Raw genomic sequence first — 25,599 nt, 5'->3', positions numbered from 1 at the left:
GTCCGAGTGTAGAGACTGCCTCGACCGGATACATACCTAACGTAAGCGTATGGCTACTGTTTGGAGTAGTAGGTATGGGATTTCGAGAAATGGCATTGACGATCACTTCTCATGGGGTCGGCGCAGCGTCGCTCGGAGAGCTCCGAGATGCCTACATTGCGGATCATTCGGAATTCCTCGGGCGGAGACGGAACAGTCGTCCACTCATGGAGAAGATCCAGGCTGCATTGCTGGAGGACCAGATACTCATCTGGCCCAGTCAGCTAGACAACTTGGACGCCAAGCGGATGGTCTACCTCGTCCGTAGAGGCTCGGCCCTGGGGGAGACTCTTGTCATCTTGGACAAGATGGAGCCCAACCAGATCCTTGCTGAAGTGATTCTTTCCAAGCTGCGGTTCGCGCACGCGCACGAGGAGGTTGTCACCAGCTGACGTTGCCGTCAGGGTTGCCGTCAGCGAACACAAATGAGCCCCGGAGCGAAGATCGCTTCGGGGCTTTTTGCTGTTCAAGACTGGTGGTCAGGGGCAGGGTCGAACTGCCGACCTTCCGCTTTTCAGGCGGACGCTCGTACCAACTGAGCTACCTGACCCAGAGCGGTCCTGACGGGACTTGAACCCGCGACCTCCACCTTGACAGGGTGGCGAGCACTCCAAACTGCTCTACAGGACCTTGCTTGCCTTTCGGCGTTTCTTGCTGTTTGCGCTCGCCTAGCTTACCAGCTCTTCGGTGGTCTTAGACCGGCCGTTTTGCTCGTGCGCCAGACGCTCGCGTGCCCCCAACGGGATTCGAACCCGTGCCGCCGCCTTGAAAGGGCGGTGTCCTAGGCCGCTAGACGATGGGGGCCGTTAGGTTTCCCTGTCGCCTTCCGTCGGAGACCTCTGAAGCATAGGGGACGATGGCCCCTGTTGCCAAAGTGGCGGTCCGGCGTCGGGTGACGCGGAGCCGGTGATCGTTCCCGTTGGCGACGGGGCGTTCGTGGGCTCCGGAGAAATCATACGTTGTGGGTTGGGCTCCACGTGACGCTGGATGTACACGGACTGCTCCCCCAGTCCGCCCAGGGTGACATCGTCCCAGGCCCGGAGGCGGCGGGTCTCCTTGTCGAAGTACAGGACCGACGCCTGGACGGGGGTGGGCTGGGCGTGTTCGAGGGCGCGGAGGCCGGCGCCGCCGGTGGAGCCCTGCGTCAGCAGGCGGGTGCCGGTCGGGAGCATCGTGGTACGCCGTTCGTGGGTGTGACCGGCGAGGATCATCGGAGCGGCGCCCGAGAAGCCCTCGCCGATGACCGGGTCGTGTACGGCGATCAGGTCCGCCTTGCCGACCTTGCCCAGGTGTGCGCGGCCGAACTGCTTGAGCGCGTCCGGGTCGGAGTCCACGCTGACCGACTTGTCCGGGGTGAAGCGGGGGTCGCCGAGGCCATAGATGGTCAGGCCGCCGACCTTGCGCGCCTGGTCGTCGAGGACGATCGCGTTCTTCTGCCGTTCGACGGCCTTCTGGGTGGCCATGGAGTCGTGGTTGCCCCTGACGTACACGTACGGGATGCCGAGCCGGCCGACCTCGTCCACGAACTTGTTCTCGGCCTTGGTGCCGTGGTCTGAGATGTCCCCGGTGTCCACGATCAGGTCGATCTTGAACTGGTCCTTGAGCGAGCGGATGACGTTCCAGGCGATGGGGTTGATGTGGATGTCGGAGACGTGCAGCACCCGGATGGACTTCGGGTCGGCGTCGTACAGCGGGAGGGTCGAGACCGTGTCGTAGAGCTTCGAGACGTTCGTGACGAGTTTGGTGAGCTGCGACCGGTACGACTCGAACCGCGTCACGATCGACTCCGCGCTGCCCACCAGCGACGGCGCGGCGGCGACCAGGCCCGAGTAGCGCGGCTCCACGAGCGAGTTGGGGCGGAAGGTCACGACGGCGAGCACTCCGGTCCCGGCGAGGGCCACGGAGGCCGCCAGAAGGCCCGTGAGGGCCACGCGCGGGCGCCTGAAGACCAGCAGGGCCGCCGCCAGCGCCCCCGCGCCCGCACAGAGCAGCGAGCGGACGGCGAGCGCCCGTACGCCGTCCAGGATGTCCTCCTCGATCACCTGGGGCAGCCGGTCGGCGAGGCGCGGGTCCTCGATGAAGGCCTTGGCACGTTCCTGGTCGATGTTCTCCAGCGTGATGCGCAGGCGCAGGGGGGCGTCGTGGGTGCGGAACGTGAGCGTCCCCAGGGGGCTCGCGTCCACCACGGTCTCGCCGTGCCACGCCGGCCGGAGGGACATCGCGGTCTCGACGGGGCCGACCTCGGCGCGTACGGAGCCGCTGAGGAAGATGCCCAGCCACGCCCCGATCGCGGCCACGACGAGGACGCCGGCCATGCGGGCGGCTCGTGAGCGGATGACAACGTTTGCGATGTGAACGAACTTCATGCCGTTTCATGCCTACCTGACGGGCGGGGCAGAATGGCAATCGTGATTGAGGTGTCGCGGGAGAAGTTCGAGGAGCTCGTGGCCGAGGCTTTGGACACGATCCCCGGCGACCTCGCGTCCGCGATGAGCAACGTCGTCGTGGTCGTCGTCGATGATCCGCCGGAGCCCCACCTGCTCGGCCTGTACACCGGTGTCCCCCTCACCGAACGTGGCGACTGGTACTCAGGTGTCTTGCCCGACACGATCGAGATCTACCGCAACCCGATATGTGAGATTTGCCAGACAGAAGAAGAGGTCGTCGACGAAGTACGCATCACCGTCGTCCATGAGATCGGCCACCACTTCGGCATCTCCGACGAGCGGCTGCACGAGCTGGGCTGGTAACCCTTTGCTTTTGGTTGGCTTCTTTGGGTTGCGGCTTGCCATGATGATCAGGCACCTTAGGTGACGTAGCGAGCACGCAAAGCGAGCATCGAGAGCGCATCGAGAGTCAGGCACAGCGGAGTCCAATGGGGGCCATGCGGGCGCGGCGGCCGCCAGGACGTCATCGACGGGGCGAGGCCGGCACGGAAGGACAACGAGCCACTTATCGGGAAGTCGTCGCCATCAGGGAGTTCCGGGCCCTGTGGTACGCGCAGGGCCTCTCGCTCCTCGGCGACCAGCTCGCGCAGGTGGCGCTGGCGGTGCTGGTCTACCACCGCACCCAGTCCGCGCTGGCCACGGCCGCGGTCTACGCCCTCACCTACCTGCCCTCGATCGTCGGCGGGCCGCTGCTGGCCGGGCTGGCCGACCGGTTCGCCCGGCGTGGGGTGATGCTGGCGTGCGACCTCATCCGGTTCGCGCTGGTGGCGGCCATGGCGCTGCCGTTCATGCCGTTCTGGGCGTTGTGCGCGCTGGTGTTCCTGGTCGTGCTGCTGAGCGCGCCGTTCTCGGCCGCGCGGGCGGCGCTGCTGCCCGAGGTGCTCGACGGCGACATGTACGTCATCGGCTCCGCCCTCCAGAACATGACCAACCAGGCCGCCCAGATGCTCGGCTTCGCCGCGGGCGGAGCGGTGATCGCCACCGTGGGGCCCTACCGGGCGCTCGCCCTCGACGCCGCGACGTTCCTCGGATCGGCGCTGATCCTGGCCTCCGCCGTACGCCGCCGCCCTGCCCCATGCCTCGACGACGGCTCCAAGCCGTCCATGTGGACGATGACCAGGGCCGGCGCCCGGCTCGTCCTCGGTACGCGAGACCTGCGTACGCTCGTGCTGTTCGCCTGGTTGTGCGGCTTCTACGTGCTGCCCGAAGGCATCGCGGCGCCCTACGCGACCCGGCTGGCCGCGGACGGCCCGCTGTCGGCGCCGGTCATCACCGGGCTGCTGATGGCCGCCATGCCCGCCGGTACGGTGATCGGCGCGTTCCTGTTCAGCAGGTTCGTCACGCCCGTGCGGCGGTTGCGGCTCATGGGATGGCTGGCGCTGCTGAGCTGCGCGCCCCTGATCGTGACCGCGCTGCGCCCCCCGCTGGTCGTCGTGCTCGCGGCGTGGGTCCTGTCGGGGATCGGCGGCGCCTACCAGCTCGCGGCCAATGCCGCCTTCGTCCAGGCCGTGCCCGCCGAACGTCGCGCTCAGGCGTTCGGGATCGTGCACTCCGGGCTCATGGCCGTCCAGGGAGCGGGGATCCTCATCGGCGGGTACGCGGCGGAGAGACTCGGTCCAGAACCGGTGATCGCGCTGTCCGGCGTCGCCGGGGTGATCTGCGCGGCCGTACTGGCCCTGCTGTGGACCGAGTCCCGGGGCGACCGGGCCGCCCGTCTGTCCGCCGAGGCCGCCGCCTGATCACGACTGCGGCGGCTTGTGCTCGCCGGTCCAGTCGGTCGTGCCGCGGTTGCGGCTCTGCTGCTTTTCGACGATGTGCTGGAGGACGGAGGTGTCGCTCTTCTCGTCCGGGATGAGGAGCCAGCCGATCGCGTAGATGCCGACGCCGAGGCCGCCGAACAGCGTCACGACCGCCAGGGCGATCCTGATGAGGTTGGGGTCGACGCCCACGTACTCGCCGATGCCGGAGCAGACACCGGCGACGATCCTGCCCCGGTCCGTCCTGTGGAGCTTCTTGACGTGGGTGCTCTGGCTCTGGTTCTGGGGCGATTCGCTGCCGTAGTCGTGGTATTCGCTCATGTCTCAAGACTGCCCGTGGGGGTGGTGTTAGCACATCAGGTTTGTCCCTGGTAGAACCCTGGTAGCCCCCTATGCCCGCATGAGGCCCACCGAGGAAGGGACGACCGCCATGGACGACCTGCTCAGGCTCGACGAGCGGCTCGATGCCGACCAGCGGCTCATCCGCGACACGGTCAGGTCGTTCGTAGCCGACCGGGTGCTGCCGCACGTGGGCGACTGGTTCGAGGAGGCCACCTTCCCCGCGCGCGAGCTCGCGCCGGAGCTCGGCGCGCTCGGGCTGCTCGGCATGCACCTACAGGGGTACGGCTGCGCCGGCACCGACGCCGTCTCCTACGGCGTGGCCTGCCGGGAGCTGGAGGCGGGCGACTCGGGGCTGCGTTCGTTCGTGTCCGTCCAAGGATCGCTGGCGATGTTCCCCATCTGGCGGTACGGCTCCGACGAGCAGAAAGAGGAGTGGCTGCCCCGGATGTCCGCCGGTGAGGCGATCGGCTGCTTCGGGCTCACCGAGCCGGACCACGGGTCCGATCCGGCCAACATGCGGACGTACGCGAAGAAGGACGGCTCGGACTGGATACTCAACGGCTCCAAGATGTGGATCACCAACGGGTCCATCGCCGACGTCGCGGTCGTCTGGGCGCAGACGGACGAAGGCGTACGCGGGTTCGTCGTCCCGACGTCCACGCCCGGCTTCTCCGCCCCTGAGATCCACAAGAAGATGTCCCTGAGGGCGTCCGTCACCTCGTCCCTGTACTTCGACGACGTGCGCCTGCCCGCCTCCGCCGCCCTGCCGGGCGTCACCGGGCTCAAGGGACCGCTCTCGTGCCTGTCCGAGGCCCGCTTCGGCATCGTGTGGGGCGTCGTCGGCGCCGCCCGCGCCTGCCTGGAGTCCGCCGTCGAGTACGCCAAGACGCGCGTCCAGTTCGACAAGCCGATCGGGGCGTTCCAGCTCACCCAGGAGAAACTCGCCTGGATGTACGTCGGCCTCGCCCAGGCCCAGCTCACCGCCCTCCACCTCGGCGAACTCAAGGACGCCGGCGCCCTCCAGCCCCGGCAGATCAGCTTCGGCAAGCTGGCGAACGTACGGGCCGCCCTCGACATCGCCCGCCAGGCCCGCTCAATCCTGGGCGGCAACGGGATCACGCTGGAGTACCCTGTGATCAGGCACATGAACAACCTGGAGAGTGTGCTGACGTACGAGGGTACGCAAGAGATCCACACGCTGGTGCTGGGCGAGGCGCTCACCGGCCTGGCCGCCTACAGGTGAGGGTTTGACCGGTGCTGTCCGGCGTCGCGGGCGGGGCTGTAGTCTCTGTACCCTTGCTGTTGCTGGGGCGTTAGCTCAATTGGCAGAGCTGCGGACTTTTAATCCGTAGGTTCCGGGTTCGAGCCCCGGGCGCCCTACCACTCTTCACCCTTCTGGCCAGGGGATTCACCTCTCCCCCGGAATCCGCAGGGTCGCCGGTGCCCTCTTGGGAGACCGCCCTCGGACGATCGCGACGCTCGCCTCGGCAGCCGCGTGCGCCAGCTCCGGCAGGACCGTCGTGTACGCGTTCTCCGGCGAATTGGTCGAACTGTGACGCAGCATCGTGGACACCATCTTCGTGTCGGCGCCCGTGGCCGCGCAGTGTCGTAGGTCGTGCAGCCGGATCGGCGGCGGGGCCGCCTTACGTGCTGGCAGGCCTTCAAGCAGCTGACCAGCGAGAACGCTTGACAACCCGAGACAACCACCGGCCTTGACCACACGGCATCGCGACTGGCCCTTCACGGCGGCGTCGCAACATGCGAATATACGTTCGAAGAACGAAGATCGTCTTTTGGAACGGAGTGCATGTGCGTCCATCAGCCTCTGAACGCATCGGCCGATTAGTCGCCTCAGCCGGGTCCCTGCTCCTGGCGGCGAGCCTGCTCGCCGCCCCAGCCCCCGCCGCCGCGGCCGCCGACCTCGTCGCCGACCTCGGGGTCGCGGGCAAGGGCGGGGACCTGGTGGCCGGCCACGGCAAGGTCTTCGTCGCCGCCGACGACCGGATCGTGGTCACGGACCTCGACGGCGAGGCCGTCACCACGATCGGCGGCCTGTCCGGAGTCACCGCCCTGTCCACGCCGGACGGCGCCAGGAAGGTGTACGCGACGCTGAGCGGTACGCATGAGGTGATCGAGATCGACACCGCCACGGTCACCGTCACCCGGCGCATCGATCTGTCCGCGTATCCGTGCCCGTCCACGATGGCGCAGTCCCACAACCGGCTGTGGATCGGCTACGGCTGCGGCGGGGCTGGTGAGGGAGGGGTCGTCGCGGTGGACGTGCGGGCGACCCCCATCCTCGTCAAGGTCGGGCCGGCCACGACCCGGCCTCCGCTGGTCGCGGTCGCCGGCGCCTTCCTCGCCGTGTCGGAGCCGGGAGTCAGCCCCGCCAACGTCAGGCTGTACGACGTCAACCGCGACCCGGGCAACCCGCTCGGCGAGATCATCGGCGACGCGGACGGGCTGCCACCCCTGGAGGACCTGGCCCTTGCCTACCAAGGGTCGGCGGTGCTGCCGGTGCCGTCCGGCGCCCACCGCTTCGACGCCTGGGACACCACGACCTTCGACCGGGCCCACGCCTACGACGAGAAGGGGCCGGCCGGGCACGACCTGGCCGCCACCGTCGCGGCCAGCGAGAACGGCTACTACGTCGTGGGCGGCTGGAACTCCGCCGCGGGTGACGCGGCGGAGCTCGTGGTCTACGACGCGACCACGAGAGAGGTGATCTACACGGCCGGCCACCAGGGAAAGTCGCTGGTGCCGGGCAGCATCGGCTTCTACGGCATCTACACGTTCGCGGTGCTGAAGGAGCCCGGCACCGGGCGCATGCACCTCTGGCGGCTGCCGTCCGCGCCCTACCACTCCTCGCGCCTGACCCTGACGGCGCCCGCCGAGGCGAACGCGCTCAAGCCGCTGACCATCAGCGGACGGCTCACGCTCAGCACCGGGGCGACCCCCGGCGTACAGACGCTGCACCTGTACAGCTGGCTCCCCGACGGCACCGACCGGCCCTTCCGGGAGGTCACCACAGCGGCGGACGGGACCTACGAGTTCACCGACACCCCACCGGGCCTCGGGGCGTTCAGGTATCGCCTGTCCTGGCCGGGCAACTCCTGGTACTACGGGGCCTACGCGACGGCGACCGTCACGGTGGCCAAGTACGAACCGGCGCTCATCGTGACCGGGCCCGCGACGGGCGCCGTCGGCGAGCTGCTGGAGTTCAGAGGCACCTTTGCCGCCGAGGGCGTCGTCTACCCGCGCACGACGGTCACCGTCAGCCGCAGGGCCGTCGCGCCGGACGGCACCGTCACCACCAAATCCGAGAAACTGGCCCCCGCCACCGACGGGACGTTCGCCTTCACCGACACGCCGGCCACGGCTGGGAAGCACACCTACACCGTCACGCTGGTCGGGAACTCGACCATCAAGGGAACGAGCACCAATCACGTGGTCACCGTCGTCGAGCCGGCGGGATAGCGTCCCAGGGAGCCGGGGCCTACCTCTCGTAGGCCCCGGCGATGCCGGCCGCGAGCAGGAGGCCCCGAGCGGCCGTCGATCAAGAGGTGTGCCGTGAGCTGCAGCAGGGCGCTCCAGACCTCGGCAGCAGTTCATGCGCGGCATCCGGAAGGCCCGTGCACGCCCATGGGTGCGAGGTCGGCCTCTGCGGGCAGCGGCCCGGCGACGACCCGAGCTTCGCCTGGTTTCTCGTGGACGCCGGGATCGAGGCCCACGTCGCCGCCGTCGAACGCGAGGGCACCGCGCCTCCGCGAGCCGGGTCCGGTTCACCCGTCCGGTGGCTCCGGCCTGGTGCCGATGACACGGCGCACGCGGTCGGCGTCGGCTCGCTCCATCTCGTCCAGCGACAGCTCGACGGCGGCTAGTGCCTCCTCCAGACCGGGAAGCAGACGATCTTCGAGTGCGCGGATCCTGCGTTTCGTCGTGGCGATGTCGGCCGACACGATCCGCGCGGCCTCCGCGGCGATCGCGTGCTCCAGCCCGGCGCGCAGGGCGGCGCGGTAGGCGTGCCTGGCGGGAACGAGAGCCGTGGTGATCGGCAGGAGAGCCTCCGCGTCGAGGTCGGGCAGCGTGCAGGCGACCCGGTCCGGATAGCTCGTTCCGAGGACGTCCGCCCAGTGCACACGTACGTCGGCGGTGCGGTCGCCGGCCGCCAGGCGTACGGCCCGCTGGCCGCCGAGCCGGGTCAAGCGCAGGAGCCATTCGTCGGCGGCCCGGCAGGCGGTGAACCACTCCGCCTTGGTCCGTTCCGCGTTCCGGGCGAGCCGGTCCTGTTCCCGTCGGAGGAGACGCAGCTTCCTGTCGAGCACGTCGAGTCCGTGGCGGACGGCGGCCAGCCGGCGGCGGAGCCAGATACGTCCGCCACGACCAGGTGGGATCCTCAGTTTCATTCCTGTCCCCGGTAGCCCGCTTCCAGCGCCTGCTCGCCGAGCATCGACAGTTCGCTGCGCGGCAGCACGGAAACCACCTGCCAGGCCCGGTCGAACGTGTCCGCCAGCGTGCGGGCCTCGTCCGGCCTCTGGGCCAGCAGGCCGACCAGGAAGGCCTGCGCCATGGCCAGGTAGCGGCGGTCGGTCCGGGTAAGCGCGCTCTCTCCCACCAGGTCGGCGAGTTCGCCGGCCTGGCGGGCCCGGGACAGGCCCGCCAGAATCTGCGCGGCCAGGTCCAGATGCTCCGGCCGGGTCCGTCCCTCGCCGGCTCCCGCGCGCATCATGCGGGACAGGGACGACAGCGGGTCGATGTGCGGGTACGAGGGGACCTCGCGGCTCAGCAGGATCTGGCCCTCGGTGATGTACCCGGTGAGATCGGGGACGGGATGCGTGATGTCTCCGCCGGGCATGCTCAGCACCGGCAGCACGGTGACGGAGCCGGGCCGTCCCCGGATACGGCCACACCGCTCGTAGATGGAGGCCAGGTCGCTGTAGAGGTAGCCGGGGTACGCCCGGCGGGCCGGAATCTCCCCACGAGCGGCGGAGACCTCGCGCAGGGCCTCGCAGTAGCTCGTCATGTCGGCCAGCACGACGAGGACATGACGCCGCAGGACGAACGCCAGATGCTCGGCCACCGTCAGCGCTATCCGGGGTGTGAGCAGCCGTTCGATCACGGGGTCGCCGGCGAGGTTGAGCAGCAGCGTCAGCTCCGCGGCCGACGAGCGCCTCTCGAGGATGTCGCGTACGGTCGCCGCGTCGCCATGGGTCAGACCCATGGCCGCGAAGATGACGCTGAACGGCTCGCCGCCGGTGTGAGCCTGGGCGGCCACCTGGGCGGCGAGTTCCAGATGGGGCAGGCCGCCTTCGGCGAAGACGGCCAGTTTCTGGCCGCGGACCAAGGTGGTCAGCGCGTCGATGGCGGAGACGCCGGTGATCACGGGTTCTGTGGGGGGCTGCCGTACGGTGGGATTCATCGGGAAGCCGGCCACCGGGGCGCTGTCGTCGCCGAGGATCGGCGGGCCGCCGTCCAGCGGCCGGCCACGCCCGTTGCAGACGCGGCCCTGCCACCCGGCTCCGACCGGCACGCGCAGCGGGCTTCCCGCGAAGGTGACCCGGGTCGTCTCCGCCCCCAGCCCTCCGGTGCCTTCGAGGACCTGGACCACGGCGAGATCGCGATCGACATCGAGGACGAGGCCGTGCCTTCGCTCGCCGGACTCGAGGATGATCGTGGCGTACTCGTCCCAGCCGACGTTCCGGACTCCCCTGACGATGACGAGCGGCCCGCGCAGTTCCGCCACGCCGGTGTACTCGACCGGGGCCCACGTGCTCACCGCAGCGTCTCCAGATCGTTCAGCACGGCGTCGCGCCGTGCCGCGATCTCTCCCTCCGGCGCTTCCTTGGCCCGCAGGACGGGGGAGAAATCGCGATCTTCGACCGCGGCGGCGGGAACATCGTGCTCGACCAGGTCCTGGCAGCGCTCCACGACCGCCAGCAGCGCGTCGGCGATGAGTGCGGTCCGGGACGCCCGGCAGTACGCGTCCCGCACGCTCAGCGAGCTCTGCCGCAGGAACCCCTCTCGCAGCAACCGCCCGGCCAGCAGGCCGATGCGCTCGCGGGCGGGCAGAGCGCCCGCCCCGACCAGTTCGGCCAGCGTGGTCAACCGGTCGGCCTCCGCCAGCAGGCGTCCCACGCGCGCGCGGCGGGAGGCGTTCTCGGGATCGTGTCGCGTCAGGGCGCCGGCGTCGCGGGAGAAGGATTCGCGCCAGGAGATCGCCGGATAGTGCCGCGCGTAGGCCAGGTCGCGGTCCAGGGCCCACAACGTCCGGACGAACCGCTCGGTCTGCGTCGTGACGGGTTCGGTCAGATCCCCGCCCGGGGGCGAGACGGCCCCGATGATCGTCACCGACCCCGTGTCGCCGCCCAGGGTGACGACCCGTCCGGCTCGCTCGTAGAACGCGGCGAGAGCAGAGGCCAGGTCGGCCGGGTAACCCTCCTCGGCGGGGAGGGTTCCGCTGCGGGAGGCGAACTCCCGCAGCGCCTCGGCCCAGCGGGAGGTCGAGTCCGCGATGACCACCGCGGCGTAGCCCATGTCGCGGAAGTGCTCGGCGACCGTGACTCCGGTGTAGATGCTGGTCTCGCGCGCCATCATCGGCATGTTGGAGGTGTTGGCGATCACGACGGTCCGCTCGATGAGCCGCCCTCCTGTACGAGGGTCCGGCAGCTCGGCGAGCTCGGCCACGACGTCCGCCATCTCGTTGCCGCGCTCACCGCAGCCGACGTAGATCACCACATCGGCGTCGCACCACTTCGCGATCTGCTGCAGGAGCACGGTCTTGCCCGTGCCGAACCCGCCGGGCACGGCCGCGGTGCCCCCGAGGCACACGGGCAGGAGCAGGTCTATGGTCCGCTGCCCCGTGACGAGCGGCACCGCCTCGTCCAGCCGCGACGCGTAGGGCAGCGCCTGACGCACCTGCCGGCTGCGGGTCAGCCGGACCTCGGTTCCGCCGACGACCGCGACCGCGGCGTCGTGCGGGTATCGGCCAGGACGGCTGATCGCGGAGACCTCGCCTCCTGGCGACAGCACCAGATAGGGCAGCGAGCCCGCGTCCTCGACGCGCCCGATGGCCGTGCCCGGCGCCGCCCGCCCGCCCTGGCCGACCAGCGGCGTGAATTGCCACGAGCGGGCGACGGCCGCGGACGAGGACACGGCCGGGTCCAGCCAGGTGCCCGCGCCGGTGAGCGGCCGGAGCAGACCGTCGTACACCCCGCCGAGCAGGTGGGGGCCCAGCAGGGCCGAGAGGGGGGCTCCGCCACGGTCGGCGGGGTCGCCCGGCGCCAGCCCGCCGGTGTACTCGTACGCCTGCACCGTGGCGTGGCTGCCGCTCAGCCTGACGATCTCGCCCGGCAGCCTGTACGGCCCGAGCAGGACCAGCTCGAACATGGCCGCACCGGCGAGGTCCCGGACCTCGACCAAGGGCCCGTTGACCCGGGTCACGGTGCCCACAGCCGCCGCACCTCCCCTCCGAGCGCGTCCACGGCACGTACGGCCAGCCAGCCGAGCGTGCAGTCGACGCGCCGCCCCCGCCCCTTCGCCAGCAGGCCGCCGTCGGGCTGCACCTCGACGACCAGGTCGGCTCCGCCGGAGGCGCGCGCCAGGTCGCCCAGCCGGTCGAGCAGCCTCGGGTAGCAGGGGTCGTCGCGCAGTGCTCCGACCGCGGCGGCAGACCGTGCGCACAACTCGTCCAGGGCTTCCCGCTGGGCGGCGAGCTCCATGCGGCGGGCGCGGCGCTCGGCCTCGACCCGGCTGGTGACCGCGTCCGCCGCGGCCTGGGCCGCTCCCTCCGACCGGGCGCCGTCGAGGACGGCCCGAGCGTCCCGCCGGGCGGCGGCGACCAGTTCGGCGGCCTCGTCCTCAGCCCTGGCGGCGATCGCCCGGGCGTCGATCTCGGCCTGCCTGGAAAGCGCCTCGGCCAGTGGAGCCAGCGCGTCCCGCATGGTCGTCACGGCGGCATCACCACCGTCAGTCTCTCGCCCGCGCTCTCGCCGACGGCCTCGGCCGCTTCCGGGGTGAGGAACACCACGGCCACGTCGTCACCGAGGGAGTCCCATGCCGCGCGGGCGGCCACCCGGGTGTCGGCAGGACGGACGACCGCTCCGGCGAGCCGGAAGCCCGTCACGCGGGCGGTCTCACCGATCACCGCGACGGTCGCCATGGCCGGTCAGGCCCGTCCGATGAGAATGATGCCGATGACGAGCCCGTAGATGGCGATCCCTTCCGCGAGGCCGACGATGACGATGGCCCGCCCGAACAGTTCGGGCCGCTCGCTCATCGCGGCGAGCGCCGCGGCTCCCGTGTAGGCGACGGCGATGCCCGCGCCGATCGCCGAGCCTGCGACCGCGATCGCCGCACCGAGCAGGGCCGCCCCGTTGCCTGCCGCGGCCTCGGCCGTCGCCGTCCCCTGAGCGGAACCCGCCGTCACGGCGGAGACCGCCAGGACGACCGCGGCGAGCGCGATGGCCGCGTTGAGCGCGTGCAACCCCCGTTTCAGCCACACGGACATGAGGTCGCCTCCTCCTTGGGCGCCGCCGGCAGATGCCAGGGGCGGAACGGCCGCCCCTCGGCCTGGAAGACCTTGGAGAACAGCTCGTAGTACTCCAGGCGCAGCGCCTGGACACCTGCCACCAGCCCTTCGAGGGCCAGAGCCAGCACGTTCCCCAGCAGGAACACCGCCACCGCGACGAGGGGAACGGCGGCCCACAGCCCGGTGGTGGCGCTCCAGACGATCGCTCCGATGGCGGCGTGGGTGAGGCCGAAGGCGGCGAGCCGGGCGAAGGAGGCGACATTGGCGCCCAGCCGGACGACCGTGTCGAGAAGCCGGACCACCCCTTGGGCGGTCCCGCTCACGCCGCCTCCCGCTTCGGCGTAGAACCCGGTGAAGGCCAGGACCACGCCGAAGGCCGCGATCACGCCGCCGAGAACGGCCGGCCAGCCGAGCTTCGCGTACCACCCGAGCAACGCGAGCCCCAGCCCGAAGAACAGGGCCGCGCCCGCGACCCCTGCCGGGGAGTAGAGGGTGGCAGGCCAGCCGCCCTCCCTCCACCGGTTCACCACACCCAGCAGGTAGGAGAGCGCGAGCAGCAGCGCGCCGCCGGCGAGCGCGGCGCCGAGGAGGCTGATCGGGTCGGCCAGCGGCCGGAGCCAGAGCACCGGGACGACGCCCGTGGGCCCGAAGAAATCGCCGTAGAGCAGGCCGAAGACCATGCTCGCCAGACCCGCGCCGAGGGCGAACGGCCACGCGCGGTGAAAACGGGACAACCAGCGCGGGCGCTTGCGATACAACCCGGCCGCCGCGACCACCAGCAGCAGGCCGTGGCCCACGTCGCCGAACATCATGCCGAACATCAGCACGTACGCGCCGACGGCCAGAGGTGTCGGATCGAGGTCGGCGTACGGCGTCGTCCCGTAGGTGTCGACGAGCGGGGCCAGGTTGCCGTGCAGACCTTCGGAGCGCAGCAGGGACGGGGCCTCCTTGTCGCGGGGGCGGGCGAGCGGCACCACGGCCCCGCCCTCGGGCGCCACCTGGGCCGCGAGTTCGGAGACGACCTTGGCGGGCGTCCAGCCGGCGAGGGCCGCCACCTCACCGCGTACGACGGCGCTCTTCGAGACCTCCCCCAGGGGCGCGTCAGGCGGCGTGGACAGCTCCACGACCCCCGCCCGCCCCACGATCCGCAGCACGTCGTCCAGCGAGCGCACGGCGGCGACGATCGCCACCCGCTCCATACGGACCGGCCGCAGCGCCTCCCGCCAGCTCATGGCACCGGCCCCCGGCGGACCCGCTCAGGTGAGCGCGTCGCGGTCACGGCCGCGCGGCCAGTTCCAGGGCGGCGCGCACCCGCCGCGCGTCCGCCGCCAGGACGGCGACGGAGCCGAGGACCGGACCCGCCGCGAATCCCCCACCGGCCAGGAGAGTGCGCCCTTCCTCTTCCACACGCTGCCACCAGTGTTCCTCGCCCCGCCACAGCTCATCCGGATGCTCGATCTCGCGCAGCACCCAGCGGGCCGCCGCGGGCAGGACCTCGGCCATCTCGCCGATCGAGGCCGCCTCCAGGGCGGCGCTCCCGAGGAGCGTCCGGCAGCGCCCCCGCGCCTGCCCGGCCGGCTCGGCGCCCTCCGCCAGGCGCGTACGGGCGAGCAGCAGCGCGGTCGCTCCCAACGCCCACGACCTGGCCTGCGGAACGGACTCGACGACCCGTTCCGCCCAGGCCAGGCGCATGCCCACCTGGATCTCGCGAGCGCCGGAACCACCCGGATCCCCCCACGGGGAAGCGGCCAGCACCGCTCGTACGTCGGGGAGGGACCCACACAGCCGCAGCCGCTCCCATGCGGTGCCCAGCGAGCCCAAGGCGAACTCCGGCTCCGCCTCGCCTCCCGAGAGCCGGCAGATCAGCTCATCCACGTTGGCGAGTTCGAACCAGCGCGCCAGCACGCGGACCTGCTGCCCTCCCTGCCGGGGCAACCAGCCGGCCAGCACCCGCAGGTGCCACAGCAGTGTGGCGTACACCCCCCACTGGGCCTGCGCCAGACTTTCCCCGCGCCGCACGTCATGTCCGTACGGCGTCTCGCCCAGCAGGGCCACCGCCTCGTGGACGGACCCGCATGCCGCGATGCGCCGCGCACCGCCCGCCCCCGCCCTGCGCCGGGCGAGAGACCTGGCCGGTGTCGCCCCCGCGACCCACGAAGCGGTCATGACGGCTCATCGGCCAAGGATCTGACCAGGCCGGTGACCCGGGCCACCATCTCCGGCATCCGCTCGGCCGAGCGCCTGCGGACCTCCTCGGCGGCTGCCGCGGCCTCCCGCATGAGCTCCGCGACCGCCTGTTCGTCCCGGTCGCGGACGTGCGCGGCCGCCCTGGCGCGCTCCGCGTCCGCCTCCGCGCGGGCGGAGGCCACCATGGCCGCGGCCTGATCGCGGGCGTGCGCGTGCACCTCTCCGGCACGGCGCTCGGCGCGTTCCCGCTTGTCCGCGCATGCGGCCTGGACGCCGGCGAGGGCCGCGAACACCGGCTCCAGTTCGTCCACCTGCTCCGCCGCGTAATCGGCGGGTACGCCTGAAGGGGCCGCTGCCCCGGGAACGCCGGAGGGCCGGAACCGTGCCAGGAAATCGCCCAGCCGGACCATCGCTCACCTCCTCGCGTCCCCTCACCTCGGGTAATGCCCTCAACTGGGGCAGATGGCGGTCATCGCATGGCCGAATATCCGCAAAACGCGTCCAACACCCGCGCCTCGGGTGGCGCCGCTGGGCCTGCGACCTCGCGGCGATCGCCGTACAGGATCGGGTGTTCGCCGGCGGCCGGCATCCCGACCCCGCCTACCCCAAGAGACGTCACACGATCAGGTGAACCGCGCGAGGGCGGCAGTGTAGATCTCGACGGCTTCCTCGATGCGGTGGACCATGCAGTACTCGTCGGTGACGTGCGCCTGCTCGGGCTCACCCGGGCCGCACACGACCGTGGGCGCCCCGCCACAGGCGGCGGTGAGGATCGAGGCGTCGGTGAAGTAGCTGGCGGCCGGACGATCGCCGGGCGCACCCGCTCCCGCCTCGACCAGGGCCCGGACGAAGGGATCGTCCGGGTCCGTCCAGATCGCGGGCAGGTCCACGAGCACGCCGAGGGTCGCCTCGCCGCCGAGCGCGGCCTGCAACCGCTCGCGAAGTCGTCCGTGGTCCTGACCGGCGACGGTGCGCAGGTCGATGGTCGCGGCGGCCAGGTCGGGCACGGAGTTCACGTTGATCCCGCCGCGCGCGGTTCCCACGTTCACCGTGGACGGACCGAGCCAGGGGTGTTCCGGCACCCCGGGGTCGAACTTCTCGATGACGCCGATCGCGCGGGCGAGTTTGTAGATCGCGTTGTCACCCAGGTGGGGCATCGAGCCGTGCGCCGTCGTGCCTCGCGTGGTCGCCTCCAGCCAGAGCGCGCCCTTGTGCCCGAGCAGCACCCGGTTGGCTGTCGGCTCGGCCACGAGCAGGGCACGCGACCTGCTCACCAGACCCTCGGCCACCATGCCGATCGCGCCCTCGCAGCCGGTCTCCTCGCCCACGGTGAAGATCAGCTCCAGGGCGACCTTCGGTCCGGTGCGGCGTACGTGCCGCTCGGCGGCTACCACCAGCGCGGCGACGCCGGCCTTCATGTCGCTCGAACCGCGCCCGTACAGGCGATCGCCGTCGATCTCCGCGTCGTGCGGCGCGTGCCGCCACGCCTGCCCGCCCAGAGGCACCGTGTCGAGGTGCCCGGTCAGCGTCACCGGCTCGCCCGTCCCCCAGCGGGCGACCAGTCCGGTGCGGCCGGGCGCGTGCTCGTGCGTACGCACCGCGAAACCGGCCTCCGACAGCCGTCTCGCGAGCGGGCCGGCCACCGCGGCCTCGCCCCCGCCCACCGAGTCGATCCTGATCAGCTCGCGCGCCAGCTCAACCGCCTCGTTCACGCGGCCTCCTTTCGTCACTTGCACCGCTCGTCACTCACTCCGCGACGCTGGCCGTCACCGGTCGGCTGGTCTGCCGTACGACGAGCCTGGGAGCGATGGCGATGCGCTGTGCGGGCCGGGGGTCGCCCGCCTTGACCTGGCCGAGCAGACGTACGGCCTCCGCCGCCATCTCCTCCACCGGCTGGCGCACGGTGCTGAGCGGCGGGTCGCACATCGTCGCGTGTCCCACGTCGTCGAACCCCACCACGGCCACGTCCTCGGGGACGCGCACCCCGCCGAGCCGCAGCGACCGCACCAGGCCCACGGCGATCTCGTCGTTCGCGCAGACGACCGCGTCCGGCAGCCGGCCGGCGTCGAGCAGCCTTCGCCCGGCCTCGACGCCCCATTCGAGGGTGAACTCGCCCAGCAGCGGCGGCAGGACCTCCACGCCGGCCCGCGCCGCGGCACGTTCGAACCCGCTGAGCCGCAAGCGGGCGGAGGAGCTCACCGGCCGGCTGCCCGCGAAGGACACCGAGCGGGCCCCGCCCGCGATCACGTGCTCGGCCGCCAGGGTGACCCCGGCCTCGTCGTCCACGCCCACCCAGTCGGCCCCGCCGCCCTCGATGTAGCGGTCGACCTGCACCAGCGGCACCCGGCGGGCCGCGTCCAGCACCGCGGGTACGCTGGCCTCGATGTCGCACGGGCTGATGATCAGTCCGTCCACGCGCCGGGCCAGCAGGGTCTCCAGCCTCCTGGCCTCGACCTGCGGGCTGTACTGGGACGCGCACAGCAGCAGGTCGGTGCCGGAGTTCTGCAGCTCGCGCTCCACGGCCTCGACGATCGTGGTGAAGAACGGGTTGCCGATGCCAGGGACGACCATGCCGATGGTGCCGGTGGTCTGGTCGCGCAGCGCCTTGGCGACCGCGTTCGGCTGGTAGCCGAGTTCGGCGACGGCGCGCGCCACCCGCTCGGCGATCTCGGGCGTGACCCTGCGCCGCCCCGAGAGGGCACGGGAGGCCGAGGCCACGGAGACGCCGGCCGCTCGTGCCACGTCGTGAATCGTCACGCCCATCGTGTAATCGATTTCCCTTGATCTTTACCGACAATCGACCTTGCCGAGCGTGTCGCCGCCAGGATCACAGGAAACGATAGAGGTTCTGTGAGGAAATCGCACCCTTGACGTGCCTTTTTTGGGCCTACTAGCATGCCCGAAAACCGGGTAATCGATTACCCAATCGATCTCACTCCTTCCCGCCCCCCCGAAAGGCTCATCTCATGGCGCGATCCACGAGGCTCATCCGCCTGACAGCGGCGACGACGATCCTGGCCACCGGGCTGCTGTCGGCGGCCTGCGGCAGTTCAGGCGACTCCGGCTCTTCCGGGGGCTCCGGCGAGGACCGGCCGCGGGTCGGGCTCGTCCAGATCAACCAGCAGGCGATCTTCTTCAACGAGATGAACGCCGGCGCCCAGCAGGCGGCGAAGGAGGCGAACGTCGATCTCACGATCTTCAACGCCAACGACGACGCGGCCAAGCAGAACGAGGCCATCGACAACTTCGTCCAGCAGCAGTTCGACGCGGTCATCGTGGTCGCCATCGACGTCGAGGGCATCAAGCCCGCCGTGAAGATCGCCAAGGACGCCGGGCTGAAGGTCGTCGCCGTGGACGCGATCGTCGACTCGCCCGCCGTGGACACCCAGGTGGGCGTGGACAACGCCGCGGCGGCCCAGCAGGCGGGCGACTTCGTCAACAAGTGGGCCCAGGCGCAGGGCGTGAGCGCACCGAAGATCGGCGTGGTGGGCGCGCTGAACTCCTTCATCCAGAACATCCGCAAGGACGACTTCAACAAGACCGTCGAGGGCGCCGGCGCGAAGATCGTGCAGACCGTCGACGGGCAGAACAAGCAGGAGACCGCGATGACGGCCGCGGAGAACCTGCTCACCTCCCGCTCCGACATGAACATCGTGTACGCCACGGGCGAGCCGGCCCTGCTCGGCACGGTCGCCGCCGTGAAGTCGCAGAACGCGGCCGACCGGGTCAAGGTCTTCGGCTGGGACCTGACCAAGGAGGCCATCAACGGCATCGACGAGGGGTTCGTCGCCGGCGTGGTCCAGCAGGACCCGAAGACCGAGGGCTACGAGGCCGTCAAGGAGGCCAAGGCCCTGGTCGGCGGCGCCCAGGCCAAGAAGAAGATCGACGTGCCGGTGACGATCGTGACCAAGGACAACGTCGACCCGTACCGCGCCACCTTCAAGTGAGCGGCGAAGGAACTCATATGACGGACCAAGAGCCGGGTCGCGTTGACCGAGTGGTCATGCGCGACATCCGCAAGCGCTACGGAATGGTCGACGCGCTGCGCGGCGTGACGCTGCGCGTCGGCCCCGGAGAGGTGGTGGGGCTCGTCGGCGACAACGCGGCCGGCAAGTCCACCCTCATGAAGGTGCTGGCCGGCGCCGTCGTGCCGGACTCCGGCGAGATTGTCTTCGACGGCCGGCCGGTCGCCTTCGCCAACCCGAAGGACGCCCGCGAGCTGGGCATCGAGATGGTCTACCAGGACCTCGCGCTCTGCGACGACATCGACGTGGCCGGGAACCTGTTCCTCGGCAGGGAGCCGCGTAAGGCCGGCGGGCTGATGCTCGACGTACGCAAGATGCACGCGGACGCCCGGCGCCACCTGGACGCACTGAACATCCGGATCCCGCTGACCGACATCCCCGTCGGCGGGCTGTCCGGCGGCCAGCGGCAGGCGGTCGCCATCGCCCGTGCGGTGACGTTCGGGCCCAAGTTGCTCATCCTCGACGAGCCGACGGCGGCGCTCGCCGTCGCCGAGGTCGAGACCGTCCTCGAACTGATCAAGACCGTCTCGGCCCAGGGTGTCTCGGTGATCCTCATCACGCACCGCCTGCAGGACCTCTTCCGGGTCTGCGACCGGCTGTGCGTCATGTACGAGGGCACGCTCAGGGCCGACCTGGACGCCCGGAACACCAGCCTCGAACGGCTCGTGTCCGAGATCGTCGCCCACGACGAGGGAGAGAAGGAGGGGAGCCGACGGTGACCGCCACCGGGACCGGAACCAGCCAGCGGGTCGTCACCACCAGGTCGGCCCGGGCCAACGCCCACATCGGCCGGCACGCGCAGACGATCGCGATCGCGGTCGTGCTGGTGGCCCTACTGATCTTCTTCGCGTTCTCCGCCGACCGGTTCGCCACGACGGGCAACCTGCTCAACCTGTTGCGGCAGATCGCCCCCACGCTGATCGTCGCGACCGCGATGACGTTCGTGATCAGCACCGCCGGCATCGACCTGTCGGTCGGCTCCACGGTCGCGCTGTCCGGGTCGCTGCTCGCGATCGTGCTGCAGCACGGGTGGAGCCCCACCGTCGCCCTGATCGCGATCCTCGCGCTCGGCGCGCTGATCGGGTTCGTGAACGGGTGGTTCTCCTCCTATCAGAACATCCCACCATTCATCGTCACACTCGCGATGTTGTCCATCATGCGGGGTACGGCGCTGCGCGCCACCGAGGGATACTCGACCCCCATCAGCGGAGACCTCTGGATCGTCCAGATCGGCCAGGGCCGCATCGCCGGGGTGCCCGTCCCGGCCATCCTCGCCGTGGTCGTCGCGCTCGTCGGCTGGCTCGTCCTCACCCGGACGCCGTTCGGCCGCTACGTCATCGGCCTCGGCTCCAACGGCGAGTCGCTGCGCCGCACCGGCGTGAACACGCGGAAGGTCGGGCTGACGGTCTACATGCTGACCGGCGTGGCGGCGGCGGTCGCGGGCGTGCTGATCGCCACCCGCCTCAGCTCCGGCTCGTCCAACGCCGGGTCCGGCTTCGAGCTGGAGGTCATCACGGCCGTCGTGCTCGGCGGCACCAGCCTCTTCGGCGGCCGGGCGAGCATGCTCGGCACGATCCTCGGCGCGCTCACGCTCGGCGTGATCGCCAACGGCCTGGTGCTGCTGCACGTCTCGCCGTTCTACGTGCAGATCGTCCAGGGCGCCATCCTGCTGCTGGCCATCTTCGCCAACAGCAAAGTGTGGGCGAAGTTCGGGGCGATACGAAAATGACGTCCTCAGCCCGGACTCCGGCCGTGACGACCGTGCTCGGCCCGGTCTCCCCCGACGACCTCGGGATCACGCTCTGCCACGAGCACCTGCGCAACGACGGCGCTCGCGCCTGGCACCCCGCGCCCGAGGGTGACGCCGAGGGCGAGCTGATCGCCCGCGAGCCCGTACGGACGGAGTTCCTCGGCAGGCTTCGCCACGACCCGTACCTCTCCCGCGACAACGTGTCGCTGGACGACACGGGGACCGCGATCGAGGAGGTGCGCAGGTTCGCCGGGCACGGCGGGCGCACGCTGCTCGAGGTGACCCCCGAGGGGATCGGGCGGGCGCCCGCCGAGCTGGTCGCGATCGCCCGCGCCACCGGGCTGAACATCGTCATGGGCTGCGGTTTCTACCTGGAGAAGACCCATCCGGCCCGGGTCCGCTCGATGACCGCGACGGACGTCGCCGACGAGATCGAGCGCGACCTGACCGAAGGCGTCGGCGGAGGCGCCGGCGAGGGCGTCCGCGCGGGTGTGATCGGCGAGATCGGCGTCTCGCCGGACTTCACCGCCGAGGAGGAGAAGGTGCTGCGCGGCGCGGCCCGGGCGCAGGCCCGAACCGGCGTGCCGCTCTCGGTCCACCTCCCCGGCTGGGTGCGGCACGGCCACCGCGTGCTCGACGTCATAGCCGAGGAGGGCGGCCTGCTCGCCGGCACCGTGCTCTCGCACCTCAACCCCAGCGGGGCGGACCGCGACTACCAGGTGTCCCTCGCCCTGCGCGGCGCCTACCTCGGCTACGACATGTGCGGCATGGACTACCTCTATCCGGGCGAGGGCCAGTCCCCGTGCGACGAGGAGAACGCCGCCGCGGTGGCCTGGCTGGTCCGCGCCGGGCTCGGGCACCGGGTCCTGCTCTCCCAGGACGTGTTCCTGAAGACCATGCTCGTCCGCTACGGCGGCACCGGCTACGCCCACATCCTCACCCACTTCGTCCCGCGCCTGCACCGGCACGGGCTGACCGCCGACGACACCACCCAGATGCTCGCGGGCAACCCGCGCGAGCTCTTCCTCGCCGCCGCGCGCGGCCACTGATCACACACACAGAGAGAGAAGGAGACGATTTTCATGACCCGCGTGCTGGTCGCCGGTGAGTCTTGGGTGAGCGTGTCGACCCACTACAAGGGCTTCGACGCGTTCACCTCGACCACCTACCACACCGGAATCGATCCGCTGCGGGACGTCCTGGTCGCCGACGGCATCGAGGTCGACCACCTGCCCGCGCACGACGTGCCCGCGTTGTTCCCCGGCACGCCCGAGGCGCTGGCCGCCTACGACGTGGTCGTGCTCTCCGACATCGGGGCCAACAGCATCCTGCTGCACCCGTCCACCTGGCTGTCCAGCGAGAAGACCGTCAACCGGATCGACCTGCTGGCCGACTGGGTGGAGCAGGGCGGCGGCCTCGCCATGGCCGGCGGCTACCTGAGCTTCCAGGGCTTCGAGGCCAAGGCGGCCTTCGCCGGCACGGCGGTCGAACGGGTGCTCCCCGCCCGGATCTCCCGCTACGACGACCGCGTCGAGACCCCGCAGGGCGTGCCCGGCCTGCTCGCCGACGACGCCCACCCCATCGTGGCCGGACTTCCCGCTGAGTGGCCCGGCCTGCTCGGTTACAACCGGTTCGCGCTGCCGGAGGACGCGACGCTGCTGGCGACCGTCGGCGGCGACCCCCTGCTCGCCGTACGGGAGGCCGGGGCCGGGCGCACGCTCGCCTGGGCCTCCGACATCGCGCCGCACTGGTGCCCGGAGGAGTTCGTCTCCTGGGACGGCTACCGCACCCTGTTCACGCGGGCGGTCCGCTGGCTGGCGAAGGAGATCTGACATGCCGATCCCGGTGATCCTCGACTGCGACCCCGGGCACGACGACGCCATGGCCATCCTGCTCGCTGTGGCCCACCCGGCGATCGACCTGCGCGCGGTCGCGACGGTCGCGGGGAACCAGACGGTGGAGAAGACCGCGCTCAACGCCCGGCGGATGCTGAGCCTGGCCGGCGTCACCGGCGTTCCGGTCGCCGCCGGCTGCGACCGGCCCCTCGCGGCGCCGCTGGAGATCGGCGACTACGTGCACGGGGAGAGCGGCCTGGACGGCCCGGCGTTCGGGGAGCCGAGCGTCCCGCTCGACCCCCGCCACGGCGTGGACCTCATCCACGACACGCTGGCGGCCTCCGCGGAGCCGGTGACCGTGGTGGCCATCGGCCCGCTGACGAACATCGCCACGCTACTCCGCCGTCACCCCGAGGACCGCGAGCGGATCAGGGAAATCGTGATCATGGGTGGCTCCACGGATCGCGGCAACCACACGCCGTACGCGGAGTTCAACGTGTACGCCGATCCGGAGGCGGCGGCGGAGGTGCTCGGCAGCGGCGTGCCGACGACCTGGGTCGGGCTCAACGTCAGCCACCAGGCGCTGGTGACCGCCGACGTGCTCGCCAGGATCGAGGCGCTCGGCACCCCGCTCGCCCGCGTCTGCGTCGAACTGCTCACGTTCTTCGGGTCCACCTACCACGAGACGTGGGGATTCCCGGCGCCGCCGCTGCACGACCCGATCACGGTGGCGTACCTGATCGACCCCACGGTCCTGACGTACGAGCGGGTGGGCCTGCGGATCGAGCTGGACGGCCCGCACACCCGGGGAGCGACCGTGGCCGACCTCCACCGGCGGATGGACTGGGAGCCCAACGCGAACGTCGGGATCGGGCTGGACCGCGACCGGTTCTGGGATCTCATGATCGGCGCGATCGAGGAGCTCGGCCGGGCCTCCTGAGTGCCGGCCATGCGGCAGGGGCGGTCGGCCGGACGGGACCGGCGGCACGTGCCGGCCGCTCACCACTCGCCGCCGCCCCCGCGCGCCCGCGGCGTCCGACCGCCGCGACTCAGCATTGACAGCTCGAAACAGGAGAAACGTCATGGAACCGCACGGTGTCATCGTCGTCGGGAGCATCTCCGCGGATGTCACCGCCTTCACTCGCCGCCTCCCGCGCCGGGGAGAGACCGTCCTCGGCGACGACGTCGCCGTGGTCCTCGGCGGGAAGGGCGCGAACCAGGCGGTCGCCGCCGCCCGTGCGGGAGCGCCCACCTGGCTGGTCGGCTGCGTCGGCACGGACCCGTTCGGCGGGATCGTCTCGTCGGCGCTGCGCTCCCACGGCGTGGCGTTGTCGGAGGTACGCTCCGTCGGCAACCGTACGGGCGTCGCGCACATCAGGGTCGACGCGTCGGGTGAGAACGACATCGTCATGACCCCTCTCGCCAACGCGGACCTCACCGCCGAAATGGTGGACGAGAGCATCCGGGCCGTACGCGGCAAGGCAAGCGTGCTTCTCCTCCAGCTCGAAACCCCTGTGGAGGTCGCCTGTCACGCGGCCGAGACGGGTGCGCGGGCCGGCCTGACCGTGGTGCTCGATCCCGCGCCCGCGCAGCCGCTGCCCGACCGCGTCTGGCCGCACGTCGCCATCGTCACCCCCAACGAGAGCGAGGCCGGTGCGCTGACCGGCGTGGAGGTCGTCGACGTCGAGTCGGCCGAGCGGGCCGCCGCCTGGTTCCTCGAGCGCGGCGTAGGGCACGCGCTCATCACGCTCGGATCAGCGGGCGCCGTGTCGGTTACCCAGGAACGCACCCGGCACTTCCCCGCCTACCCCGTCACTCCCGTGGACACCACCGCCGCGGGCGACGCCTTCACCGGCTTCCTGGGCGCGGCCCTCGCGGCGGGCCTCGACACCGCCACTGCCGTCCGCCGGGGAATGGCCGCCGGAGCCCTGGCGACCACGCTGCCCGGCGCCAGCCCTTCACTGCCCGACCGGAAGGCGGTGGACGAGCTGCTCGCCATGGCTGAGGAAGCCGCTCGCTGAGGCACGTCAGCTCGATTCTCCTCGCTGTACGACTTCGGCGTCCCGGTGTTCTTCGAGCCGGACGGAGCCTCGCCCGTCGGCTTCCACGGCCGCGACGGCAGCGGTTTCGGCGAGACCTGGAGCCCCTTGCGGCTGGGGATCGACCAGTGGCAGCATGCACCGGTGTTTCCATTGAGACTGATCGAGCCGACCCCGGGAAAGTACTCGCTGTTGCTGGAGGCGGGAACCACGCGGGTCGACGACGTGATCGAAAATCTCGGCCATGAGCCGAACGGATACTTCTGGGAGGGCGTCGCGCAGGTGCTCGTCGGCACCGAGGCTCCCGCCCTGGAAGGCCGATTCTCGTACGACCCCGAAGGCGGCATGTTCTGCGCGTACGGAAAGGACCGCGGCGCGCTGGAGGAACTCGGCACCCTGATGGCGACCGTCGCGACGGACGCCGACCGCGCGCGGCGTCTCGTGGCGACCGCCGAGGCGAACGGTTTCGAGTTCGACGACTGACTCGCCTGCCGCCGCCCGTTTCGGATCCGCCCGATCCCGGCGTTGAGACGTCAGGACGTGCGGGGACCTGTGTCATGCCTTGGCGCTGCAGGGTCAGCAGGCCCGTGCGAGCCGGGGGCCAGGCGAGCGCACTGGAGTGCATCCCGTCTTCATACGTGCCGACGGACA

At 70.9% G+C, this 25,599-nt stretch carries 26 protein-coding genes and 4 tRNA genes; 14 read left to right on the top strand and 16 right to left on the bottom strand.

Features of this window, described 5'->3' with window-relative positions; translation table 11 throughout:
* The first annotated feature begins 206 nt into the window (after positions 1 to 206).
* Positions 207 to 431: a hypothetical protein gene (locus BMW85_RS15370; protein ID WP_091081731.1), complete on the top strand. Its 225-nt coding sequence runs from the start codon at positions 207 to 209 to the stop codon at positions 429 to 431.
* Positions 432 to 512: 81 nt separating this feature from the next.
* Here the strand turns inward: BMW85_RS15370 and BMW85_RS15365 are convergent.
* The 4 genes from BMW85_RS15365 to BMW85_RS15350 form a co-directional block, all read right to left on the bottom strand.
* Positions 513 to 589 (bottom strand) — tRNA-Phe (locus BMW85_RS15365).
* 5 nt (positions 590 to 594) lie between these two features.
* Positions 595 to 669 (bottom strand) — tRNA-Asp (locus tag BMW85_RS15360).
* 101 nt (positions 670 to 770) lie between these two features.
* Positions 771 to 843 (bottom strand) — tRNA-Glu (locus BMW85_RS15355).
* Between the two features lie 2 nt (positions 844 to 845).
* Positions 846 to 2,354, bottom strand: a complete 1,509-nt coding sequence (locus tag BMW85_RS15350; RefSeq protein ID WP_091081730.1) for a metallophosphoesterase family protein — start codon at positions 2,352 to 2,354, stop codon at positions 846 to 848.
* Positions 2,355 to 2,438: 84 nt separating this feature from the next.
* On the opposite strand from BMW85_RS15350, the gene BMW85_RS15345 reads away from it, so the two are divergent.
* Together BMW85_RS15345 and BMW85_RS15340 are read left to right on the top strand one after the other, a co-directional pair.
* A complete protein-coding gene (locus tag BMW85_RS15345; protein ID WP_393186587.1) occupies positions 2,439 to 2,789 on the top strand; it encodes a metallopeptidase family protein in 351 nt (116 codons plus the stop codon).
* A gap of 134 nt (positions 2,790 to 2,923) precedes the next feature.
* A complete protein-coding gene (locus BMW85_RS15340) occupies positions 2,924 to 4,225 on the top strand; it encodes an MFS transporter (RefSeq protein ID WP_342743412.1) in 1,302 nt (433 codons plus the stop codon).
* On the opposite strand, the gene BMW85_RS15335 is transcribed toward BMW85_RS15340, so the two are convergent.
* Positions 4,226 to 4,564 (bottom strand): PspC domain-containing protein, encoded by a 339-nt coding sequence (locus tag BMW85_RS15335; protein ID WP_091081727.1) that lies wholly within the window; start codon positions 4,562 to 4,564, stop codon positions 4,226 to 4,228.
* A 109-nt stretch (positions 4,565 to 4,673) separates the two neighbouring features.
* On the opposite strand from BMW85_RS15335, the gene BMW85_RS15330 reads away from it, so the two are divergent.
* The 3 genes from BMW85_RS15330 (at position 4,674) to BMW85_RS15315 (ending at position 8,062) form a co-directional block, all read left to right on the top strand.
* Positions 4,674 to 5,828, top strand: a complete 1,155-nt coding sequence (locus tag BMW85_RS15330) for an acyl-CoA dehydrogenase family protein (protein WP_091081725.1) — start codon at positions 4,674 to 4,676, stop codon at positions 5,826 to 5,828.
* A gap of 64 nt (positions 5,829 to 5,892) precedes the next feature.
* Positions 5,893 to 5,968: transfer RNA gene (locus BMW85_RS15325), tRNA-Lys, on the top strand.
* Between the two features lie 426 nt (positions 5,969 to 6,394).
* Positions 6,395 to 8,062, top strand: coding sequence for a YncE family protein (locus BMW85_RS15315; RefSeq protein ID WP_143082295.1), 1,668 nt, complete (start codon positions 6,395 to 6,397; stop codon positions 8,060 to 8,062).
* A 305-nt stretch (positions 8,063 to 8,367) separates the two neighbouring features.
* Here the strand turns inward: BMW85_RS15315 and BMW85_RS15310 are convergent, their stop codons facing one another.
* The 11 genes from BMW85_RS15310 to BMW85_RS15255 form a co-directional block, all read right to left on the bottom strand.
* Positions 8,368 to 8,991, bottom strand: coding sequence for a V-type ATP synthase subunit D (locus BMW85_RS15310; RefSeq protein WP_091081722.1), 624 nt, complete (start codon positions 8,989 to 8,991; stop codon positions 8,368 to 8,370).
* Positions 8,988 to 10,361 (bottom strand): V-type ATP synthase subunit B, encoded by a 1,374-nt coding sequence (locus BMW85_RS15305; protein ID WP_091081720.1) that lies wholly within the window; start codon positions 10,359 to 10,361, stop codon positions 8,988 to 8,990. The genes BMW85_RS15310 and BMW85_RS15305 overlap by 4 nt, the downstream gene beginning before the upstream one ends.
* On the bottom strand, positions 10,358 to 12,034 hold the full coding sequence (locus BMW85_RS15300) for a V-type ATP synthase subunit A (RefSeq protein WP_177240693.1): 1,677 nt from the start codon (positions 12,032 to 12,034) through the stop codon (positions 10,358 to 10,360). Before BMW85_RS15300 ends, BMW85_RS15305 begins: the two co-directional genes overlap by 4 nt.
* Positions 12,022 to 12,525, bottom strand: coding sequence for a V-type ATP synthase subunit E family protein (locus tag BMW85_RS15295; protein ID WP_245774821.1), 504 nt, complete (start codon positions 12,523 to 12,525; stop codon positions 12,022 to 12,024). The genes BMW85_RS15300 and BMW85_RS15295 overlap by 13 nt, the downstream gene beginning before the upstream one ends.
* 5 nt (positions 12,526 to 12,530) lie before the next feature.
* The gene (locus BMW85_RS15290; protein ID WP_091081717.1) at positions 12,531 to 12,743 is read right to left on the bottom strand and encodes a V-type ATP synthase subunit F; all 213 of its coding nucleotides are present in this window, start codon (positions 12,741 to 12,743) and stop codon (positions 12,531 to 12,533) included.
* Between the two features lie 6 nt (positions 12,744 to 12,749).
* Entirely contained in the window at positions 12,750 to 13,091 is a 342-nt protein-coding gene (locus BMW85_RS15285; protein WP_091081715.1) for an ATP synthase subunit C, read from the bottom strand.
* Positions 13,076 to 14,344, bottom strand: coding sequence for a V-type ATPase 116kDa subunit family protein (locus BMW85_RS15280; protein WP_218155789.1), 1,269 nt, complete (start codon positions 14,342 to 14,344; stop codon positions 13,076 to 13,078). The genes BMW85_RS15285 and BMW85_RS15280 overlap by 16 nt, the downstream gene beginning before the upstream one ends.
* A gap of 43 nt (positions 14,345 to 14,387) precedes the next feature.
* On the bottom strand, positions 14,388 to 15,278 hold the full coding sequence (locus BMW85_RS15275) for a hypothetical protein (protein WP_091081712.1): 891 nt from the start codon (positions 15,276 to 15,278) through the stop codon (positions 14,388 to 14,390).
* Entirely contained in the window at positions 15,275 to 15,709 is a 435-nt protein-coding gene (locus tag BMW85_RS15270; protein ID WP_091081710.1) for a hypothetical protein, read from the bottom strand. Before BMW85_RS15270 ends, BMW85_RS15275 begins: the two co-directional genes overlap by 4 nt.
* 213 nt (positions 15,710 to 15,922) lie before the next feature.
* A complete protein-coding gene (locus BMW85_RS15260) occupies positions 15,923 to 17,011 on the bottom strand; it encodes a M20 family metallopeptidase (RefSeq protein WP_091081707.1) in 1,089 nt (362 codons plus the stop codon).
* Positions 17,012 to 17,045: 34 nt separating this feature from the next.
* On the bottom strand, positions 17,046 to 18,062 hold the full coding sequence (locus tag BMW85_RS15255) for a LacI family DNA-binding transcriptional regulator (RefSeq protein WP_091081705.1): 1,017 nt from the start codon (positions 18,060 to 18,062) through the stop codon (positions 17,046 to 17,048).
* Positions 18,063 to 18,265: 203 nt separating this feature from the next.
* Between BMW85_RS15255 and BMW85_RS15250 the strand changes: the two genes are divergently transcribed.
* The 8 genes from BMW85_RS15250 (at position 18,266) to BMW85_RS15215 (ending at position 25,431) form a co-directional block, all read left to right on the top strand.
* On the top strand, positions 18,266 to 19,246 hold the full coding sequence (locus BMW85_RS15250) for a substrate-binding domain-containing protein (RefSeq protein ID WP_091081704.1): 981 nt from the start codon (positions 18,266 to 18,268) through the stop codon (positions 19,244 to 19,246).
* 56 nt (positions 19,247 to 19,302) lie between these two features.
* Complete coding sequence (locus BMW85_RS15245; protein ID WP_177240692.1) at positions 19,303 to 20,043, top strand: ATP-binding cassette domain-containing protein; 741 nt, start codon at positions 19,303 to 19,305, stop codon at positions 20,041 to 20,043.
* On the top strand, positions 20,040 to 21,053 hold the full coding sequence (locus BMW85_RS15240) for an ABC transporter permease (RefSeq protein WP_091081701.1): 1,014 nt from the start codon (positions 20,040 to 20,042) through the stop codon (positions 21,051 to 21,053). Before BMW85_RS15245 ends, BMW85_RS15240 begins: the two co-directional genes overlap by 4 nt.
* A 23-nt stretch (positions 21,054 to 21,076) precedes the next feature.
* Positions 21,077 to 22,123 carry a phosphotriesterase family protein gene (locus tag BMW85_RS15235; protein WP_218155788.1) on the top strand — a complete coding sequence of 349 codons (1,047 nt, stop codon included), beginning with the start codon at positions 21,077 to 21,079 and terminating at the stop codon, positions 22,121 to 22,123.
* A gap of 33 nt (positions 22,124 to 22,156) precedes the next feature.
* Complete coding sequence (locus BMW85_RS15230; protein WP_091081698.1) at positions 22,157 to 22,906, top strand: glutamine amidotransferase; 750 nt, start codon at positions 22,157 to 22,159, stop codon at positions 22,904 to 22,906.
* A 1-nt stretch (position 22,907) separates the two neighbouring features.
* Entirely contained in the window at positions 22,908 to 23,849 is a 942-nt protein-coding gene (locus tag BMW85_RS15225) for a nucleoside hydrolase (protein ID WP_091081697.1), read from the top strand.
* A gap of 142 nt (positions 23,850 to 23,991) precedes the next feature.
* Positions 23,992 to 24,930 carry a ribokinase gene (locus BMW85_RS15220; RefSeq protein ID WP_091081695.1) on the top strand — a complete coding sequence of 313 codons (939 nt, stop codon included), beginning with the start codon at positions 23,992 to 23,994 and terminating at the stop codon, positions 24,928 to 24,930.
* A 45-nt stretch (positions 24,931 to 24,975) separates the two neighbouring features.
* Positions 24,976 to 25,431: an Imm51 family immunity protein gene (locus BMW85_RS15215; RefSeq protein ID WP_245774801.1), complete on the top strand. Its 456-nt coding sequence runs from the start codon at positions 24,976 to 24,978 to the stop codon at positions 25,429 to 25,431.
* Positions 25,432 to 25,599 lie beyond the last annotated feature (168 nt).

It is taken from the genome of Nonomuraea wenchangensis (assembly GCF_900111685.1).
Classification (GTDB): Bacteria; Actinomycetota; Actinomycetes; order Streptosporangiales; family Streptosporangiaceae; genus Nonomuraea; species Nonomuraea wenchangensis.
This window is presented reverse-complemented; position numbering and strand designations above follow the sequence as displayed.